At 48.4% G+C, this 18,749-nt stretch carries 17 protein-coding genes and 1 other RNA gene; 9 read left to right on the plus strand and 9 right to left on the minus strand.

The window, feature by feature from the left end; genetic code table 11:
* Nucleotides 1-73: 73 nt before the first annotated feature.
* Nucleotides 74-1,339 carry an MFS transporter gene (locus JRJ22_RS09665; protein WP_206104254.1) on the minus strand — a complete coding sequence of 422 codons (1,266 nt, stop codon included), beginning with the start codon at nt 1,337-1,339 and terminating at the stop codon, nt 74-76.
* 202 nt (nt 1,340-1,541) lie between these two features.
* Here JRJ22_RS09665 and JRJ22_RS09670 point away from each other — a divergent pair, with 202 nt between their 5' ends.
* The 3 genes from JRJ22_RS09670 to JRJ22_RS09680 all read left to right on the plus strand — a co-directional run bounded on the left by JRJ22_RS09670 (nt 1,542) and on the right by JRJ22_RS09680 (nt 6,274).
* Entirely contained in the window at nt 1,542-2,624 is a 1,083-nt protein-coding gene (locus tag JRJ22_RS09670; protein WP_206105070.1) for a tetraprenyl-beta-curcumene synthase family protein, read from the plus strand.
* 69 nt (nt 2,625-2,693) lie between these two features.
* Nucleotides 2,694-3,665 (plus strand): 6-phosphofructokinase, encoded by a 972-nt coding sequence (pfkA, locus tag JRJ22_RS09675; protein ID WP_206104255.1) that lies wholly within the window; start codon nt 2,694-2,696, stop codon nt 3,663-3,665.
* A gap of 110 nt (nt 3,666-3,775) precedes the next feature.
* On the plus strand, nt 3,776-6,274 hold the full coding sequence (locus JRJ22_RS09680) for a CoA-disulfide reductase (protein ID WP_206104256.1): 2,499 nt from the start codon (nt 3,776-3,778) through the stop codon (nt 6,272-6,274).
* Nucleotides 6,275-6,361: 87 nt separating this feature from the next.
* Here the strand turns inward: JRJ22_RS09680 and JRJ22_RS09685 are convergent, their stop codons facing one another.
* The 4 genes from JRJ22_RS09685 to JRJ22_RS09700 all read right to left on the minus strand — a co-directional run bounded on the left by JRJ22_RS09685 (nt 6,362) and on the right by JRJ22_RS09700 (nt 10,523).
* On the minus strand, nt 6,362-7,729 hold the full coding sequence (locus JRJ22_RS09685; protein WP_206104257.1) for an MATE family efflux transporter: 1,368 nt from the start codon (nt 7,727-7,729) through the stop codon (nt 6,362-6,364).
* Nucleotides 7,730-7,862: 133 nt separating this feature from the next.
* Entirely contained in the window at nt 7,863-9,092 is a 1,230-nt protein-coding gene (locus tag JRJ22_RS09690) for a putative glycoside hydrolase (RefSeq protein WP_206104258.1), read from the minus strand.
* 240 nt (nt 9,093-9,332) lie between these two features.
* Nucleotides 9,333-9,521, minus strand: coding sequence for a hypothetical protein (locus JRJ22_RS09695; RefSeq protein ID WP_187388763.1), 189 nt, complete (start codon nt 9,519-9,521; stop codon nt 9,333-9,335).
* 168 nt (nt 9,522-9,689) lie between these two features.
* Nucleotides 9,690-10,523, minus strand: coding sequence for a YitT family protein (locus JRJ22_RS09700; RefSeq protein ID WP_206104259.1), 834 nt, complete (start codon nt 10,521-10,523; stop codon nt 9,690-9,692).
* Between the two features lie 314 nt (nt 10,524-10,837).
* Here JRJ22_RS09700 and JRJ22_RS09705 point away from each other — a divergent pair, with 314 nt between their 5' ends.
* Nucleotides 10,838-12,490, plus strand: a complete 1,653-nt coding sequence (locus tag JRJ22_RS09705) for a degradosome RNA helicase CshA (protein ID WP_206104260.1) — start codon at nt 10,838-10,840, stop codon at nt 12,488-12,490.
* 101 nt (nt 12,491-12,591) lie between these two features.
* Here the strand turns inward: JRJ22_RS09705 and JRJ22_RS09710 are convergent, their stop codons facing one another.
* Entirely contained in the window at nt 12,592-12,690 is a 99-nt protein-coding gene (locus JRJ22_RS09710; RefSeq protein WP_206104261.1) for a YjcZ family sporulation protein, read from the minus strand.
* 177 nt (nt 12,691-12,867) lie between these two features.
* Here JRJ22_RS09710 and JRJ22_RS09715 point away from each other — a divergent pair, with 177 nt between their 5' ends.
* From JRJ22_RS09715 to JRJ22_RS09725, 3 genes are all read left to right on the plus strand, one after another.
* The gene (locus JRJ22_RS09715; protein WP_206104262.1) at nt 12,868-13,725 is read left to right on the plus strand and encodes a YesL family protein; all 858 of its coding nucleotides are present in this window, start codon (nt 12,868-12,870) and stop codon (nt 13,723-13,725) included.
* 103 nt (nt 13,726-13,828) lie between these two features.
* A non-coding RNA gene (gene ssrS, locus JRJ22_RS09720) (6S RNA) lies at nt 13,829-14,021 on the plus strand.
* 206 nt (nt 14,022-14,227) lie between these two features.
* Nucleotides 14,228-14,617: a DUF1499 domain-containing protein gene (locus JRJ22_RS09725; RefSeq protein WP_206104263.1), complete on the plus strand. Its 390-nt coding sequence runs from the start codon at nt 14,228-14,230 to the stop codon at nt 14,615-14,617.
* Between the two features lie 173 nt (nt 14,618-14,790).
* Here JRJ22_RS09725 and tpx read toward each other — a convergent pair whose 3' ends face one another.
* Nucleotides 14,791-15,309: a thiol peroxidase gene (gene tpx, locus JRJ22_RS09730; RefSeq protein ID WP_206104264.1), complete on the minus strand. Its 519-nt coding sequence runs from the start codon at nt 15,307-15,309 to the stop codon at nt 14,791-14,793.
* A 110-nt stretch (nt 15,310-15,419) separates the two neighbouring features.
* Here tpx and JRJ22_RS09735 point away from each other — a divergent pair, with 110 nt between their 5' ends.
* Nucleotides 15,420-16,046, plus strand: coding sequence for a rhomboid family intramembrane serine protease (locus JRJ22_RS09735; RefSeq protein ID WP_206104265.1), 627 nt, complete (start codon nt 15,420-15,422; stop codon nt 16,044-16,046).
* 14 nt (nt 16,047-16,060) lie between these two features.
* The gene (locus tag JRJ22_RS09740; protein WP_206104266.1) at nt 16,061-16,975 is read left to right on the plus strand and encodes a glutamate biosynthesis transcriptional regulator GltC; all 915 of its coding nucleotides are present in this window, start codon (nt 16,061-16,063) and stop codon (nt 16,973-16,975) included.
* Between the two features lie 48 nt (nt 16,976-17,023).
* Here JRJ22_RS09740 and JRJ22_RS09745 read toward each other — a convergent pair whose 3' ends face one another.
* On the minus strand, nt 17,024-17,698 hold the full coding sequence (locus tag JRJ22_RS09745) for a zinc metallopeptidase (RefSeq protein ID WP_206104267.1): 675 nt from the start codon (nt 17,696-17,698) through the stop codon (nt 17,024-17,026).
* Nucleotides 17,699-17,732: 34 nt separating this feature from the next.
* The gene (locus tag JRJ22_RS09750) at nt 17,733-18,164 is read right to left on the minus strand and encodes a MerR family transcriptional regulator (RefSeq protein WP_206104268.1); all 432 of its coding nucleotides are present in this window, start codon (nt 18,162-18,164) and stop codon (nt 17,733-17,735) included.
* Nucleotides 18,165-18,749 lie beyond the last annotated feature (585 nt).

Below are 18,749 nucleotides of genomic sequence, written 5' to 3' on the forward strand. Positions count from 1 at the left end.
TACTTGAATAAAGACCTGCACCGCCCCGTAAGGAGCAGTGCAGGTCTTATTTTGTTAATCTGTCAGCTAAGAATTAGAGCGAAGCCTTTTCTGCAGGAGCCGCCTCCGGGAGTGACTTTTTCTTAAAATAACGGCTTGAAGATCCGCCGATATCCATCAGATGCTTAATGAGAAAACCGATGAATGCGAATACCGAAAAGCCCATGGCGACCAGATAAAAGACACTCCGTCCGGAATCCTCATATATAAGCCCTCCGAAGGTACCGCTTAGCAATCCTGACACACTGGACCAGACTACTGTGAAAATCGCCAACCCGGTCGCGCGGAGATGGTCGGGAATAATACGCGTGATATACCTGACGGCTGTTACATAAAAAATGCCGAACGAAATGCTGTGCATGGCCTGGATGGCAATAATGGCACCGGGCACATCCGCAAGCGACATGAAGAGAAAACGAAGACCATACATCAGGCTGGCAAAAGCGAGCAGAGGAAGCTCCTTGAACCGTTCCCCGTATTTGCTAAGCAGAAAGAAAATTGGGATTTCGCTTAGCGCAGAAGCAAGCAGTGCCCAGCCGATGATCTCATCACCTGCATTCATGCTCTTTAGACTAAGCGTAAGAAAGGCTTCATTCATCCGGTGGCCAAGTGCCAGTACAAAGACGCAGCTAAAGAACCACAGCACTTCTTTTTGCAGCAGAATTTCTTTAAGCCCGCCGCCCTTTGCGCTTATTTTGGCAGAACCCTTACTGTTGTCCGGTTCTCCTTCGGTCCGCTTTACATCTTTCAGTCCGAGGGTGATGAAAAGTGCAGCTACTACTATTACAATACATACACCAATACTGTAAGAAGAGCCGAGTGCTCTCAGCACATATCCGATCGTAAGCGCAAAAAAGGAATATCCCAGCGAGCCAAACACACGAATTGCAATAAAGTTCCGCCCATGACGCTGTGCAATTTTGATGGCCATCGTGTCTGCGAGAGGAAAAACAGGGTAATAGAAGAAGTAGAAAAGGGTTAAAATAAGCATAACCAACCCAAAGTCCGTGGCTTTAGCCAGCATAATTGCGGTAACAAGCTGACCTGCAAGCAGAATAGCCATAATCTTTTTGATGGTTCCCAGCCGGTCGCTCATCATGCTCCAGAACAGATTGGACAGAATTGAGATCAGTGGTCCAAGGGAATACAACAGGCCTACCTGAGGGCTGCTAAAGCCGAGATGGGTATAAAATAACGGGAAATAAGAAACTACCAGCACACTTGTGCCATATAGCGTAAACATAAAGGAACGCAGCCAGTTTTGATCACTATACTGCCCGCCGGTCCGTACGGATTCCATGAAATTGCACTCCTTAAGTTTCAAATACGAGTAGTATATCATAAAGGAAAGTCACGGTGTTTGTTAAAAGCTTGTTAAAAATATGCTATTTCTGAATCTTTCAACGATTTGCGAAAGTGATTTTGTTGTTTGTACAAATACGCTCTGCATATTATAATAATGATGATTTGGATAAGGAGACAACAATGTGGAGGCACTGTCATTGAATGAATTTGAGCAAGGCCGTTACCTAAGCCCCAGAAGCCCGATAGGGCTCATGAGCAGGGTCTATAAGTACGTGCTGCCGGAAGTGCGGGAATGTCTTCACTTTTGGCGCCAAGATGCGGAAGGGATTCCCGATCCCGAACTCCGGAAACAAGCGCTTGCCAGCATTGAGACCAAACAGTTTCATTGTGAAGGCGGCGGTATTTATGCTGCCGGCAATTTGTCGATGAGACATATACTGATTCCGCTTATTGTCGCTTATCAAACGATCAGTGATTATCTGGACAATCTGTGTGACCGCAGTACCTCACTAGATCCGGCCGATTTCAGGCTGCTGCATCAATCCATGCTGGACGCCATTAATCCTAAGGCTGAACCCGTCAATTATTATGCATTGCGCAGTGAGCAGAATGACGGCGGATATCTTCACAGGCTTGTCCGCAAATGCCAGGAGATGACTGCGCGCTTACCAGGCTATGCTGCGGCAGCTGCGGAGATTCATGATCTTGCCGTACTGTATACGGATTTGCAGGTGTACAAGCACATCCGCCCCGAACTCAGGGAAGCTGCCCTGAAGGAATGGTGGGCGGTGGAAGGAAAGCGTGCTCCGCATCTTCACTGGAATGAATTTGCTGCGGCTACCGGTTCTACACTGGGAGTGTTCATGCTTTTCCTGGCCTCTTGCGACCCCCGGCTAAGCACTTCGAAAGCGGCTTCGATTCGTGCAGCGTACTTTCCGCATCTTTGCGGATTGCACATCATGCTCGATTATCTGATTGATCAGGACGAAGACCGGGCCGGCGGTGACCTCAATTTCTGCAATTATTATGACAATACTGATACCATGCTGAATCGGATCGCTTCCATCGTGGAGTGGGCCCGCAAGGATGTCCAGAACTTACCTGAGACCTCAATGCATCGTATGGTCATCGAGGGGCTTCTGGCACTTTATTTATCCGATCCAAAAGTCAGCGAACAGCGGGAAGTTCGTTCGGTATCCAAGCGTTTAATGAGAAGAAGTCCGCTGACCAGACTGTTCTTCTTCGTTAACAGCCGCTGGATACGCAAACACATGTATTAAATGCTGTGAAGCGGCTATTCCATTTCCGGAACCCTAAGCTTCACACAATTTTAAGGAGGAACTAACAGGATGGCAAATGTAAAAAGAATCGCAGTATTAACCAGCGGAGGAGACTCCCAGGGCATGAACGCGGCCGTTCGCGCGGTTGTGCGCAGTGCAATCTATTACGGTATTGAAGTATTCGGTATTCAACGCGGCTACCAAGGCCTCTTGAACCGTGATATTTTCCCGATGGATCTGCGTAGCGTGGGCGATATTATCCAGCGCGGAGGAACCATCCTGCAGTCTGCAAGATGTCTTGAATTCGTGAAACCGGAAGGACAGCAGAAGGGCGCAGATATCCTGAATGAAATGGGAATCGACGGCCTGGTAGTTATCGGCGGTGACGGCTCTTACAAAGGAGCTAACAAACTCAGCAAGCTAGGTATCAAGACGATGGCTTTGCCGGGAACGATTGATAATGATATCTCTTTCACAGACTATACTATCGGCTTTGATACAGCTGTAGGTGTGGTTGTAGATGCAATCAATAAGCTCCGTGACACGATGTCCTCCCATGAGCGTTCTTCCATTGTCGAAGTAATGGGACGCCACTGCGGAGATATCGCACTGCACGCAGGACTGGCTTCCGGCGCGGAAACGATTCTGGTGCCGGAAATGCCATACGATCTTAACGAAGTGGCAGACCGGATGAAAGACAATTTTGCCAGAGGCAAACGCCACAGTATCGTAATTGTTGCTGAAGGCGTAGGCAAAGGTGAAGATGTAGCGCAAGCCCTCAAAGACCGTCACTCGACACTCGATGCACGCGTAACCGTTCTTGGTCACATCCAGCGCGGAGGTACGCCAACTCCAGCAGACCGTAACCTGGCCAGCCGTTTAGGTGACTTCGCGGTACGCAAACTGATTGAAGGCGAATCCGATAAAGCTTGCGGAATCATCAAAGGCGAATTAACGCTTACTGATATCGATACGGTTGTTAACACGAAGAAGGGCTTCGATATTGAATTGTACGAGCTGGCTTCCCGCCTGTCCCAATAAAATAAGTTCTGAACCGCAGCCGCCTAGAAATAGGCGGTTTTTTACATTTGACAATATACCCCCACCGGTATACTATAAACCCCATAGGGTATATAACTAGGAGGGTAAACATGAACAGAAAAATTGTCATTATAGGTGGAGTAGCGGGAGGAGCTTCTGCTGCTGCGAGATTGCGCAGACTGAATGAGCAGGATGAGATTGTGATGTTGGAGCGTGGTGAGCATGTATCCTTTGCCAATTGCGGCCTGCCTTATTATATTGGGGAATCCATTAATTCACGCGAGAAATTGTTTCTTCAGACACCTGAGGGAATTAGAGCACGGTTTAACATCGATGTGAGAGTATTTCATGAAGTGACTGAGATTGTCCGTGACCAGAAGCTTGTACGGTTCCGGAATGTGCGTACTGGAGAAGCAGGGGAAGTCTCTTATGATATTCTGATCTTGTCACCGGGTGCCAGACCGGTAGTTCCGACCATTCCGGGTATCGCTGAAGCCGGGAATTTGTTCACCTTAAGAAATATCCCGGATACTGACCGGATCAAAGCCTATGTAGACGATAAGCAGCCCAAGCATGCAACTGTTATCGGCGGCGGCTTTATCGGGCTGGAAATGGCGGAGAATCTGCGGGAGAGAGGGCTTGAGGTAACGCTGATTGACCGGGGGAGACAGCTCCTGAACCCGCTTGATCCGGAAATGGCACGGCTAATAGAGGATCACTTTAAGCTGAATGGGGTAGAGCTCAGACTGAACGAAGGGGTTGAGGCCTTTGAGCAGGCAGGGGAATTACTGCGGTTGTCATCAGGCGGCGAGCTCAGAACCGATATGATTATCCTGGCAATCGGAGTAACCCCGGAGAACGGATTGGCCCGGGATTGCGGCCTCGATCTTGGATTCGCCGGAGCAATTAAGGTAAATGCATCGCTGCAGACGAGCGATCCTCATATTTATGCAGTTGGTGATGCTATCGAGGTGAAGGACCGTAACCATGGTTTTGCCACTATGGTCTCTCTGGCCTGGGGAGCAAACCGCCAAGGCCGGCTGGCAGCCGATCATATCAATGGCAGAGCAATCTCTTATGACGGGGCGTTAGGCAGCGCGATTATCAAGACGTTTGCCCTAACCGCTGCTGTTACAGGTAATAATGAAAAGACGCTCAAATCGATTAACGTTCCGTATGAGGCGGTTCATATTCACCCGAATTCACATGCCGGGTATTACCCGGGAGCCACTCCAATTGCCATGAAGCTGCTGTTTAATCCGCACACAGGAGCAATCTACGGTGCTCAAGCTGTGGGGGCAGCCGGTGTAGACAAGCGAATTGATGTCATAGCGACCGCCATTCGCGGAAATCTGCTGGTGAACGAGCTGGCAGATATAGAACTGACATATGCTCCGCCATATTCTTCGGCTAAAGACCCCGTCAATATGGCCGGATATGTAGCATCTAATGTGATGGATGGACTGGTCTCTCTTATGCAATGGCATGAGGTGGATAAGTTCACTGCCGGAGGGGGACTTTTAATTGATGTCAGAGATGCGGTAGAGCTGCTGGCCGGAACTATTCCCGGTTCCGTGAATATTCCGCTTCCGGAGCTTAGAGAGCGGCTGGATGAGATTCCCCGGGACCGGGAACTGGCTGTATCCTGCCAGGTAGGCTTGAGAGGTTATATTGCTGCAAGAATGTTAACCCAGCTTGGTTATAAGGTGAAGAATGTGGACGGAGGCTACAAAACGTATTCTGTAATGGCAGCAGACAGCAGTGGGACTAATTCAAAGCCAAAAGCATCAGGGGAAACTGCAAAAGCAGCAGATACTGAAGCAACGGACACTCTTACAGCTGTCGGTGGCAATGAGAATTATAGTGCAGCGAGTCAGCTTTTTGTGGATGCCTGCGGTTTGCAGTGCCCCGGTCCTATACGCAAGGTCTATGAGACTGTGAGTTCCATGCAGGAGGGACAGCAGCTGGAGATCGAAGCGACGGATTTCGGGTTTGCCGCGGATATTAAGCAGTGGTGTCTTTCTACGGACAACACCCTGGAATCAGTTGATGTCTCCGAAGGCAAAGTGAGGGCGCTGCTCCGCAAAGGTTTAGGCCAACAAACTGGCGAAAAACCCTCCGCTCCGGCATCTGCCGACAAGGACGGTACGACGATGATCGTGTTTAGCGGTGATCTGGACAAAACGATTGCCTCATTTATTATTGCCTCCGGTGCAGCCGCTATGGGCAAGCAGGTCACGATGTTCTTTACTTTCTGGGGGTTAAATGTTTTGCGCAAGGGAGAGGCTTCAGGAGTGAAGAAAAAGGGTTTCGACAAGATGTTCGGAATGATGATGCCGCAAGGCACCCGGAAGCTGCCGTTATCCAGAATGAATATGGGCGGCTTAGGAGCCAGATTGATCCGTCATACGATGGGCCGTAAAAATGTGGACTCTCTTGAGGTGCTCATGAATGAGGCGCTGAAAGCCGGCGTAAAGCTGATTGCCTGTACGATGAGTATGGATATCATGGGAATCAAACAGGAAGAGCTGATCACAGGCGTTGATTATGGCGGAGTGGCAAGTTATCTTGGAGCCGCTGAAGATTCCGGAGTTAATTTATTTATCTAAGCCGCTGATTCTAAAAAGGACCCGCTTTCCACAATACTTAGTGTGGAGAGCGGGTCCGTTTTTTTGGGAGATATGAAGTAAAGGTATTTATCCTGTCATATCAACGGACTGAACAGTAAAGCTCCGCTGAACCTTAACCAGCCGTGAGAGAAGCAGGATCGCTCCGATAGCCAGACCTGTAATCAGTCCGACCCAGTAACCGTAAGCCCCCATATCCGTATAGGTAGCCAGCAGATAGCCGGTAGGGAGTCCAATAACCCAGTATGCCGCGAAGCAGATGATAAACGCCGGGTTGACATCCTTATAGCCTCTGAGCACCCCTTGGGTAGGCGTAGCAATAGCATCTGATATTTGGAAAAAGATTGCATAGATCAGGAAATGTTGAATGAGTGTGATCACCTCAGATTCATCCGAGTACAATCTTGCAACAGAATTGCCGGCGAACAGCAGGACCAGAGCTGTCAAAAGCGAAAGTGCCGCCGCGGAACCGATGCCCATGATGCTGTACTGGCGGGCATCCTTCAATCTGCCTGATCCGCTCTCAAATCCGACGAGAATCGTTAGGCTCATGCAAATACTAAGCGGAATCATATAGAGAGTGGACGCAAAGTTGATAGCCGCCTGATGCGCTGCGATCGTCACCGTATCGAAGCGGCTCATTAGCAGCGTCACCGCCGAGAATACAGCCGTCTCAAAAAAGATGGAAAAGCCGATCGGTACGCCTATCTTAAGCAGTTCTTTAAAGCTGGATAACGACACGGAGTAGAACTTGCGGAACAGCTGAAGGCTCTTGAACGGCTCAAACCGGTAGATGAAGGACAGGGCAATCCCAAAAATCACCCAGTAGGTAATCGCAGAAGCTACCCCTGCGCCTACACCACCGAGCCGGGGAAATCCGAAGTTCCCGAAAATCAGCAAATAGTTCAGACCGACATTGACCGGAAGGGCGATTAAGGTAATCAGCATCGAGATGCGGGTCTGGCCCAAGGCATCGATACAGCTGCGCAATACCGTATAACCGAACAGCGGAATAATACCGAACGAAATCGCACAAAGGAACCGGAAAGCAATGTTACGCACCTGCGGCTCCAAATTCATGAAATTCAGCACCGGAGACAGAATCAGGCTGCCGATGGATAGCACCAGAACAGAAATGAACAGGGAAAGCCACATGCCCTGGGTAACCTGGTAGGCCACATCCTTATTCTTTTTGCTGCCGAGCAGATGGGAGACGATGGGGGTAATACCCATTAGAATACCGCTAAGACCGGTTTGAATCGGAATCCACAGGCTGGTGCCGATCGCAACACCGGCCAGATCATTTGTACCGAATTTACCGGACATGTTGGTGTCAAAGAAGGTAATGGAAGATAAAGCAATTTGTGTGATTAGAATCGGAAAAAGGATATGCAGAAACTGTCCTGCCTTTTGTTTGAGCGAATAGGTTTGTTTCATTGATAAATGCCTCGTTATCTATAATTTGAAATGATCTATAGCCCCAATAAAAGACCCGGCAGACGCCGGGTCCTTAATCAATAAGTTGAATTAATGAATGCTGTTTAATGAATCTGAATAATGGCTGGATGCTTTATTGTTCGTAATCTACACCTGAGGTATAACGGTTGTTGGCGTTCCAGAGCAGGTATTCATCCACATTCTGATCTTTTAGGGCACGGATCTGGTCTTCAACCTGTTGTTTGCCGTATTTCACATAATGACCGCTTCCCAGCCAGCTGGCGGTGAAGTCCTGAATCCAAGGCCGGATAACCGGTTTGTAGCTGCCCAGCGGGTCGAGCTTCTTATGCGTATCCACCATGGAGCCTTTGATGGTAGCGTACGGGTCTTTATCCGGATCTTTTACATCAAACCAGCCGGTGGAATAGTGGCTTGGATACACCATCGGGCTAATCACATCCACATTCTTGGAGATCTTCACGAAATCCTGGCCGATTCCTTCCGCAGCGGGTACAGAAGCCGCATAACCGAAAATATCAACGGATACTCTGACCCCTAGCGGAGCAAGCTCAGCTTTGGCATATTTGACGAAATCAGCAATAATCTCGACACGGGGTCTGTTACTCTTCGTGTATTTCAGAGTATCCGCTCGTTTTTCGAAGCCCTCAGGGAAGCGTACATAGTCAAATTGAATTTCTTTGAAGCCGAGTTTGACCGCTTCCTTAGCGATGTCCACGTTGTATTTCCATACCGCTTCATTATACGGATTTACGAAGCTGTCTCCACCTTTGTTCTTCCAGACACTGCCGTCAGTATTTACAAATGATAATTCCGGGTTTTTCTTAGCCAGCACGGAATCTTTGAACACAACAATCCGCGCTATCGGATATACTTCATGCTTTTGTAAGCGTGTCATAAGCTTGTTGATGTCGCCGATGAAGTTCTGGGGTTTGCCCATTTGCTGAAGCTCGGCGTTATCCGTTTTATATGTGATATATCCGGCATCGTCTTTGATATCGATGACCATGGAATTGAGCTCAGTTTTGTCAAGCAGGGCCAGCAGCTGTTCCATTCGTGAGCCTCCGGCGCTGTAAGCTGTTACATAGATACCTTTTACTTTTGGTGCATCCGGCTGGGGGTCAGCTTGAATTACATTTTCCGCAGCTCCCGGCGCAGCGCTTGGAGATGGAGCGGGTGATGAAGTGCCGCCTGTGGCGTTCTGTGTAGGTGATCCGGTGTGCTCTGCGGTAATGGGTGGATTGACAGCGGACTGCAAGGCGGCTGCCACATCGGCGTCGTGCCCGTTATGCTGGACGCCGACGCCCCCCAGAGCCATCATGAGTAATGCCCAGGTGATGTTCATTGTGTTTTTCTCTCCCTTTATGTACATTCCTTTAAAGTATAATGGAACGGCTGCTTCCAAAAAGAACAGACTTGTAACAATCCCTGTAATTTTTGGGTGCATAAAATTTACCGTTCCCTGTGTTTATAAACGGGATGTTCAGTTTTTAAACCTCCACATTAAAAAGTAAATGCCGCTCAGAGCGGCACTGGGCCGGACTCAAAGCGGCAACTATGAAGACTTGCCATCAAGCGGTTTTGCTTATTGAAGATACGCAGGATTCTGATGCTCGCAAATGCTGTAATGGATGATATCCATGGCATCCGCCGGTTCCAGAATACTCAGGCCGTCGCGCAGCACGATTACGGAATTCAATTCGTTCTGCTTGAGAAAGGGCATCATATCAGGATACCACCTCATGACGATTGCTGACAGTTTTACCGTTTCCATTTCCACAAAAATCACCCTTTCCTTTTTCGAATGGTACTGAACTTAAATTCAGGGTACATCCGTAAAGCGAAGTGCCTGGAAAAAAGAGGGGTAAAGCACAATCTTCATGAAATTGTTAGGTCCTGCGTGAGTCTAATATATCACAATTTTAAAGTATGCGCATTTCTTTCAATTTGATCTTTTACGGAATGAACCCATGACACCAACTGTTTCCACGATATTCACGAAGGCCTGGGGATCGCTGGTTTTAATGATACGTTTGAGCTCTGCGAGTTCGTAACGTGTTGTCACTGTCATTAGCATATCCCGTTCAACATGAGAATAAGCACCTTCTGTTTTGATCTTGGTCACGCCGCGCTGCAGCGGGAGAAGCTGCTGAAGCAGCTCGTCGGTCCGCGTTGTTACAATATATACAGTGACCTTGATATGGCTGATATGGATCAGATCTACAACTTTGCCGGTGACATAGATAGAAACCATGGAAGCAAGCGCCAGGTTCCAATTGTTGTCAAAATAAGCTGCGGCCAAAATGACGAGACCATTCAAGCCGACCAGTACGCTCCCGATTGGAAAGTCGCGATAACGGGTAATGATGGAACCGAGGATATCAAATCCGCCGGAGGATCCGCCCATACGGAAGGAGATACCCGCACCAACGCCTACTAGCACTCCCCCGAAAACGGAAGCCAGCAGCATATCCGAAGCTACAGTCACTGTTGGAATCAGCGCCATCAGCCAGGTAGTTGCAACTACGGACAGGATACTAAGGATAATGAATCTGCGTCCCAACTGAAACCAGCCTGCAACGAGCAGCGGAACATTGAAGAGCAGATACATCAGACTGATGTTAAACGGGGTGAAATATCCCACTAACATAGCCAGTCCGGAAACCCCGCCGCTGAGCAGCCGGTGGGGCACCAAAAACAGATTAAAGCCGCATGCAATCATCGCAGAACCCAAGATGACGGCAAGGTAATTCCCGATTTGTCTTAGTCTTAACAAGCATGTTCACCTCTGACTTCTAATGTAAGTAATGAAAGAAAGGAATACACTGGTATTCCTAATTGGGTTTGTGATATAATGTATAGGATATTCTTGAGTAGAACGTTACAATGGTATTTTTGCATTGCTTCGGATGTGAAGCTACAATTGTTCAGGCCGTTAGAGACCTGATCTTAGGACATCTTTTCGTCCCAATACGCGTAAACCATGCAGAAATTACGGCATGATTGGACAGCCTATAAATGTGTTTACCGCTACTTAAGAATACAGACAAGCATGTGGAATGTCCACTGTATAGAAGGAGCATGAATAATTTGAAAACATTCGCAGAATTCGGCTTGGAGCCAAAAGTGCTACAAGCAATCACAGAGCTAGGATTTGAGGAAGCAACACCGATTCAGGAGCAGGCGATTCCCATCGCACTGACAGGAGCAGATATGATCGGTCAGGCCCAGACGGGTACAGGTAAAACAGCTGCTTTCGGTATTCCTCTTATTTCCAAGATCGCCCGTGAAGATGAAAAGATCCTGGCGCTTATTATGACGCCAACCCGTGAGCTGGCCATTCAGGTTGCAGAAGAAATCGGCAAACTGACCCGCTTCAAAGGACTTCGTTCGCTGGCAATTTACGGCGGACAGGATATCGGTCGTCAAATCCGCGGACTGAAGAAAAAACCGCAAATTATTATTGGTACTCCAGGCCGTTTGCTTGACCACATTAACCGTAAGACCATCCGTCTGGATGATGTTCAGACCATCGTGCTGGATGAAGCTGATGAAATGCTGGATATGGGCTTCATGGAAGATATCCAATCCATCCTCAAGCTTGTTCCGGAAGAACGCCAAACTATGCTGTTCTCAGCTACAATGCCTCCCAACATTCAACGCCTTGCCCAGCAGTTCCTGAAGAACCCGCAGCATGTTTCCGTAATTCCTAAGCAGATCAGTGCACCGCTGATCGATCAGGCTTACATTGAAGTGCCTGAGCGCCAGAAATTTGAAGCACTAAGCCGTCTGATTGATATGGAATCCCCTGAACTGGCAATCGTCTTCGGCCGTACCAAGCGCCGGGTTGACGAACTTGCTGAAGGTTTGCAGAAACGCGGTTACTCCGCGGACGGATTGCATGGCGACTTGTCCCAGAACCAGCGTGATGCGGTAATGCGCAAGTTCCGCGATGGCAGCATCGACGTTCTGGTAGCTACTGACGTAGCAGCACGCGGACTCGACGTATCCGGCGTAACGCATGTTATCAACTTTGACCTTCCGCAGGATCCGGAAAGCTATGTACACCGTATCGGCCGTACCGGACGCGCGGGTAAAGAAGGTACAGCATGGTCCTTCGTGACACCTCGCGAAATGGATCACCTGCATCTAATTGAGCGTGTTACACGCCACCGGATTACCCGTAAACCGCTGCCTACCATGGCTGAAGCCATTGAAGGTAAACAACGCATTACAGCAGAACGCCTGCTGGCAATGGTTGAAGCTGGAGAACTGAACGAATACAAAGGCATCGCCATTCAGCTTCTGGAACAATATGATTCTGTACAATTGCTGTCTGCAGCAATGAAGCTGCTTACCGGCGACAGTAAGGATGCACAGGTTGAATTGACTCCGGAAGATCCAATCCGCGCTAAACGCCGCGGCGGCAAGAACGATATTCGCAGCGGACGCAAGCCTAGCGGCGGCTATGGCGGTAACCGTACCGGCTCCGGCAGCGGCGGCGGATACCGCGGCAACCGTGACGGCGGCAGCAGCTATGGCGGCGGCTATAAAGGTAACCGTGACAGCAGCACCGGCAGCAGCACCCGCGGTGGATACAGCAGCGGCTACGGCGGCAATAGCAGCACCGGCGGCTACAAGGGCAACCGTGATGATGCAGGTCGCAGCGCAGACCGCAAGCCACAGTCACGTCCAAGCAGCACAGGTGCACGTCCGGCTAAACGCGAAGATTACGATATCTAAGCAGCATGCTTTGGTAATACAGAAGAAGACGAGAGACCGTTTAGCGGCTCTCGTCTTCTTTTTGGTGCGGATATGAAGAGTAGTGTTAAATGCTCCGGATGTTAGACTACAAAAGTACGGGTGATGATTACAAGCAGAATGAACAAAACGAGAATAGTACCAGTAGAAGTCCAGAGGCCGTAGCCGACAGGTGTGGACATGAGGTCAACCTCCTTTAGAATGGGGTGGAATTAAGGTTACGATCCTAATATATGGACGAATCGGCGGGGATGCTTAGACTCTAACCCAGATTCCTGGGATTGGGCGCTGGAAAAGTTCCGGGCAAAAAGGTATAGTTAAGATACGCAGTATGCGCGAGACAGACAGGAGGAAGGGAATTGGAGTTTAAGGGAGCTATGGGCGGTTTATACCGCATCACGGAATGGATTTCACGGATTGCTTTCAGTAATATTTTATGGGCAATTTGTTCGATTCCATTTCTGTTTATGGCAGTTATGAAAATGATTATGTTAGGTTCGGGTGCAGGTGGACCGAATGAACAGATTACACTGAACTGGACGCTGGGGATTCTGGCTCCGTTCACTGTGTTTCCTGCTACGGCCGCCCTGTTCACAGTTGTACGCAAGTGGGTTATGGGAAATACGGATGTCAGCACGTTCCGTACTTTTTTTCAGGGGTACAAAGAGAATTATTTCAAGAGCATGCTTGGGGGACTCATCTATACCGTGCTATTTGTTGTGATGTACGTCGATGTGACCGTATACATGACACAAATGGCCAACTTCAAGATCGTTGGGATCCTGATGCTGGTGCTGATGATTATTTTGTTCGTCTCCATGTTTAATTTCTTCTCCATCGTAGTTCATTATCAAATGACCTTCAAAGAAGTAGTGACTAATTCTGTACTGTTGACGATTGCCCGGCCGATCCGAGTGTTCTCTACGCTAATCGGTGCAGCGGTGCTTGTTTATATAGGTCTGCGGTACACGGTATTATACGCAATATGTATTCCTACCTTAATCGCCATGTTCGCCTTCTTCAACTTCTACGCCACTTATAACAAACTGCAGCTGCAGGTGGAGAAGAAGAAGCAGGAGGAGCTGGAAGCACAAGAGGCTGCGGAAAGAGAAGCGGCGGAACGGCTCATGAACCATGATGATGACGATGACGATGATGATGACGATGAGGATATGGACGATATCAACGATACGGATAAAGAGCCTAAGAGGATTTAACATGTTCTGAACAATCTTCGGCAAAAGAGACGAGAATATTATTCCAGTGTTAATTAAAGCGCATACAGGTTTACTTTTTCGTCAAAACGCAATATAATAGTTATAAATCCTGCGATGTACGTTACGGTTGCTCGTTGTTTTGAACCAATGATAATGTCTTGGGAGACTTATTACGAAGCGCGGCTGAACAGCCCTGTCTATACGACTTGGGGAATTCAAAAACGACTTCTGCGGTCACCCACCTGCTATAGCAGGTTCAGAAGACACTGTGGCCGGACGGCATAAGCGGGTTTTCTACTGATTTTGACAAGGTGCCCTGTATCCCGCTTATCCGCGGGGACGGGGTACCTTTTTGTTTGAGGTTTTTGGCTTCTTTGAGAGGGTATGTGATACTGCTCTTACTACATAGAAGGACAGGAAAGTGAGCTATGCTCTTTTGTTCCTGTGATAAGAATGTTACACTGATAATAATGAACTTGGGATTTGAAGAGGGGGAAATATTTTGTCGCTCAAAAGAACCTTGGTCGGTTTATTCCGCAGTCATGACGGAACAAGCGACCGTGCGAAAGACCCGGCCTTAAAGACACGTTATTACAATCTTTCTAAAGACAAGGCGTGGGATGAAGTATCGTCAACGCTGAAGAAGGTTCCTGGTTTCAAGGTGCTTCATGAAGTGCAATCTGTAGGGGAGATTACCCTGGAGAAAAGAACGGCATTCGGCCGAACGCTGGACATTACCGTATCCGTCCTGAGCACCTCGCCGGTGCGTTGTGGTGTGGATATGTACTCTGCCTCCAGAGGATCGCTTGGCGATCTGGGTGCCAATTACCGCGTCATTCAACGTCTCTTTGAGTCGCTTGATAAGAAGCTGGGCAAATACAAGACCGAATAAGTTCAGACCGGTCTTCGTTGTTCAGAGATTGTATGCGGTTTCGGAAAATGCTGAGACTGTACAAAAAAATAATAAATAAGGTTGCCTATAGCAAAAAGCGGGAGAAGGATGACCTTCTGCCGCTTTTTTATAGATAACAGTATGGTTATGTGTCAAAATGAGCGCTGAGGTGATTACAGTAATTCCTTCACAGCAGCGATGGCAGCTTCATAATTAGGATGCTCGGCCATCTCACTCAGGTACTCTACGTAAGCTAATTTGTCGTTTTTGTCGACGACGAAGATGGAGCGCATATCCAAGCGGAATTCCTTGATCAGCACGCCATAAGCTTGTCCGAACGCCGCTTCTTTGTGATCCGAGAGGGTAATAACCCGGTCAATGCCGGCAGCGCCGCACCAGCGGGCTTGGGCGAATGGCAGGTCCATGCTGATGGTGAGGATGACCACATCGTCACCGAGCTCCGCGGCTTCGCTGTTGAAACGGCGGGTCTGGGCATCGCATACGCCTGTATCCAGGGAAGGTACAACACTGATCAGCTTAATTTTGCCGGCGTAATCACTGAGGGAGCTATCCTCCAGCAGGTTCTTGCTTACCACGAAATCCGGTGCGGCATCTCCGGCCTGCAGCTTAGGGCCCACGAGAGTAATCGTGTTGCCTTTAAATGTGGCTACGCCTGTTCTTTCTTGCGTCATGTCCTTGTTTCCTCCTTGAATTGCATTATTGGATTGTTACTGCCAGAATAAATTATAATCTTTTTAGAAGGTTAAAGTCCAACGGACAACATACATAAAGGATGGGTGCGATGATCTTTATACGTTATGAGAATTGGAAAAGCTATCTGCGGTATTATCCAGTTACGGTTATTCTGCTGCTGGCAAATGTACTAATGTTCGTCATTGTTTCACTGAACGGCGGTTCAACCAACCTGGATACACTTGTGAAGTTCGGAGCTGTAGTGGACAACGGTCCGGAGAAGGAAGAACTGTGGCGATATTTTGCTGCGACCTTTTTACATAACGGGTTTGCTCACTTGTTCTTTAATAGCTTTTCACTGCTGGTGTTTGCTCCTCCGCTGGAGCGCCTGCTGGGCTGGTGGCGGTATGCAATTCTCTATGTGATCGGCGGTTTTCTGGCTAATATTCTTTCGGTTGCTCTGGGCGGTACGCCTGAACCGTATACGGCCACGGTATCTGTCGGCGCTTCAGGGGCGATTTATGCGATCTATGGTGCGTTTTTATATATTGCCGCGATACAGCGGGGGATGATGGATGAAGGCTCGCGTAAAACACTCTACGGGCTGTTAGTCGTGGGGATTGTAATGTCTTTTGCTACGCCGAATATTAATTGGATGGCCCATCTTGGCGGTTTAGTGGCCGGATTTTTCCTGTATGGTCTGATTATCCGTATTTTCAAAAGACGCAGAAGATAGGAGAGGGTGGGGAAGTGGAGTTAAGACAGCTGCAGTATTTTTTGAAGGTTGCCCAAAAAGAGCATGTCACCAGAGCGGCAGAAGAGCTGCATGTAGCCCAATCTGCGGTAAGCCGCCAGATTCATCAGCTCGAGCAGGAGCTTGGGGTGGACTTGTTTATGCAAAAGGGCCGAAATCTGCAGCTTACCCCGGTCGGGCAGCTTTTTTGTAAGCGGGTAGAGTCGCTGCTGAAGGATTTGGAGCGCTCGGTGGCTGAGGTACATGAATTTTTGGACCCGGAGCTCGGTGAAATCCGCATCGGCTTTCCGCACAGCCTTGGCACTCATCTGATACCTTCGATTGTAGCGGAATTCCGGCGGCTGTATCCTAATGTCAGATTCCGTTTCAAACAAGGGACTTATTCTTCTTTGATCAAAGATGTGATATCGGGCGAGGTGGATCTGGCGTTCATTTCCCCTTTTCCGGAAAATGATGGTCATGTCGCCGGAGATATCGTGATGACCGAGGAGCTGTTCGCAATTCTGCCGCAGCATCATCCGCTTGCTGGAGAAGAGGTAATCCGCTTGGAACAGCTGCGTGATGATAAATTCGTATTGTTTAGCCAAGGATATTCCTTAAGGCCAATCGTATGGCAAGCCTGTGTTCAGGCGGGGTTTAAACCGCAGATTGCCTTTGAGGGCGGAGAGACGGACACGATCCGCGGGTTGGTGGCTGCGGGGATGGGGGTAAGCCTGCTTCCGGAAACGGCACTGTATCAGACGAACCCGATGCAGCCTGCCCAGGTTAGGGTGGTGGAGCCGACGATAACCCGCACCGTGGGTATCATTCACCGGAGTGAAGGGAAGCTGCCGCTGGTAGCCAGATCCTTCCTTACGTTCCTGCTCACTTATTTCAAAGACAAAAACAACAATACCCCGGTAGGCTCGTAGCCTTCCGGGGTATTGTTTGTGCCGTGATGTGTGAAAGCTGGAAAAAGCTTAGTCGCGGTTGCCGAGGAACATCATGATCAGGCGCAGAAGCTCAAGCAGCGATACCAAAGCGGCAGCGACATAAGTCAAGGCGGCTGCATTCAGCACCTTAGCCACACCGCGTTCCTCCTCGTTACGGATGAAGCCTTGTTCGACCATCACCTGGCGGGCGCGGCTGCTGGCGTTAAATTCAACCGGAAGTGTTACCAGCTGGAATGCGACAGCAGCAGAGAAGAAGATAATCCCCAGACCCACCAGATTCATGGAGCTAAACAGAAAACCTGCAAGCAGCATGAAAGGGGCTACGCCAGAAGCAAAATTAACGACCGGGAACATCCGGTGGCGGAGTGCCAGCATCGGATAATGTTCTTTATGCTGGATGGCATGACCGATCTCGTGGCAGGCCACGGAGACAGCCGCGATAGAGCTCTCGTAATAGACTGGTTCGGAGAGCCGGACGACCCGGTGGATCGGATCATAATGGTCGGACAATGTTCCGCGGACCGGTTCGATGGGAACGTCATATAGACCGTGGGCATCGAGCATGCGACGTGCTGCTTCATATCCGGTTAAGCCGTTCATGTTGGCCACTTTAGCCCATTTATTAAAATTGCCCTTTACCCGGAACTGGGCCCACAACGAAAATAGAAATGCAATAATTACTAATAGATACATTAAAGCCATCTTTCATTCCTCCAAGTAATGTAAGTGAGTTAAGTTACATTGGCGGCCCCTGTGTCAGCAGAAGCCGGATCGCTTCCATGCAGGCAACACCTTGCGGAATCAGAGCGGCAAGTGCACGTTTGGCTTGTACTGGCTTTAAACCGCTGATCATCGGTTCCAGTGCTTTTACTTCACGTTCCAGACGCTGCATCTGAAGCTCCAGCAGGACAAGTTTGTCCGAAACATCAGTTTCAGGAGTAGCTGAATTCCATTTGGTCATCATGGATTTAATTTCTTCCAATGTATATTTCTCTTGCTTAAGTTGATTAATACGTTCCAAGGCAATTAAAGTTTCATGGCTATACAGCCGGTAATTCTTCATGCTTCTTGATTCCGGAGCGATAAGCCCCAGTTTTGTATAGTAATCAATGGTTCGTTCACTTATATTAGCAGCCTTGGCAAGTTCTCCAATCCGGTATAGGATCATATCCCCATGCTATTTCACCTCGCTTGCGAATTCATTCAGCTCGAATGACAGCAATTATTTGACTAAATACTTCTATATCAAATGATACCAAATGACGAACCGTACAGTCAAACGTCATACTTACTTTATGTATATGCAAAGCGGGGCGGATAGATTCTGCATACAGCATAGCGATACAATTTCTTTCAGGATTCCAATGAACCTGTGCGAGTTGGGAGATGAAAGAGCGGGATGAAGCTCGTATCAGAATGAATATAACATGTTATGTGACATTTTTAGGTGGTAATCATTTTCTTGACGGACTTGTCTTTATGAAAATTGGTAGCCGTTGTTAACTTATATTGGTTACTCACTTTATTAGAAAGAAAGGATTAGATTATTTAACATAGAGGAGCATGTTTAAGACGAAGAGCTAATAAAAATACATTAAAGAAGGTGAAGTGACTGTATCCGTTTGCAGGGAAGTGGTCTGTGGATGGGGCGAAAATCATTCATTTATCAGCAATAAAGTGTAAATATGGTCAAATAGTGTAGAGTTCATCTTCATTCTAAATAAATTAAATGCATTCAAAAAAATAGTCTTGT

The sequence above is a fragment of the Paenibacillus tianjinensis genome (genome assembly GCF_017086365.1).
GTDB lineage: Bacteria > Bacillota > Bacilli > Paenibacillales > Paenibacillaceae > Paenibacillus_AQ > Paenibacillus_AQ tianjinensis.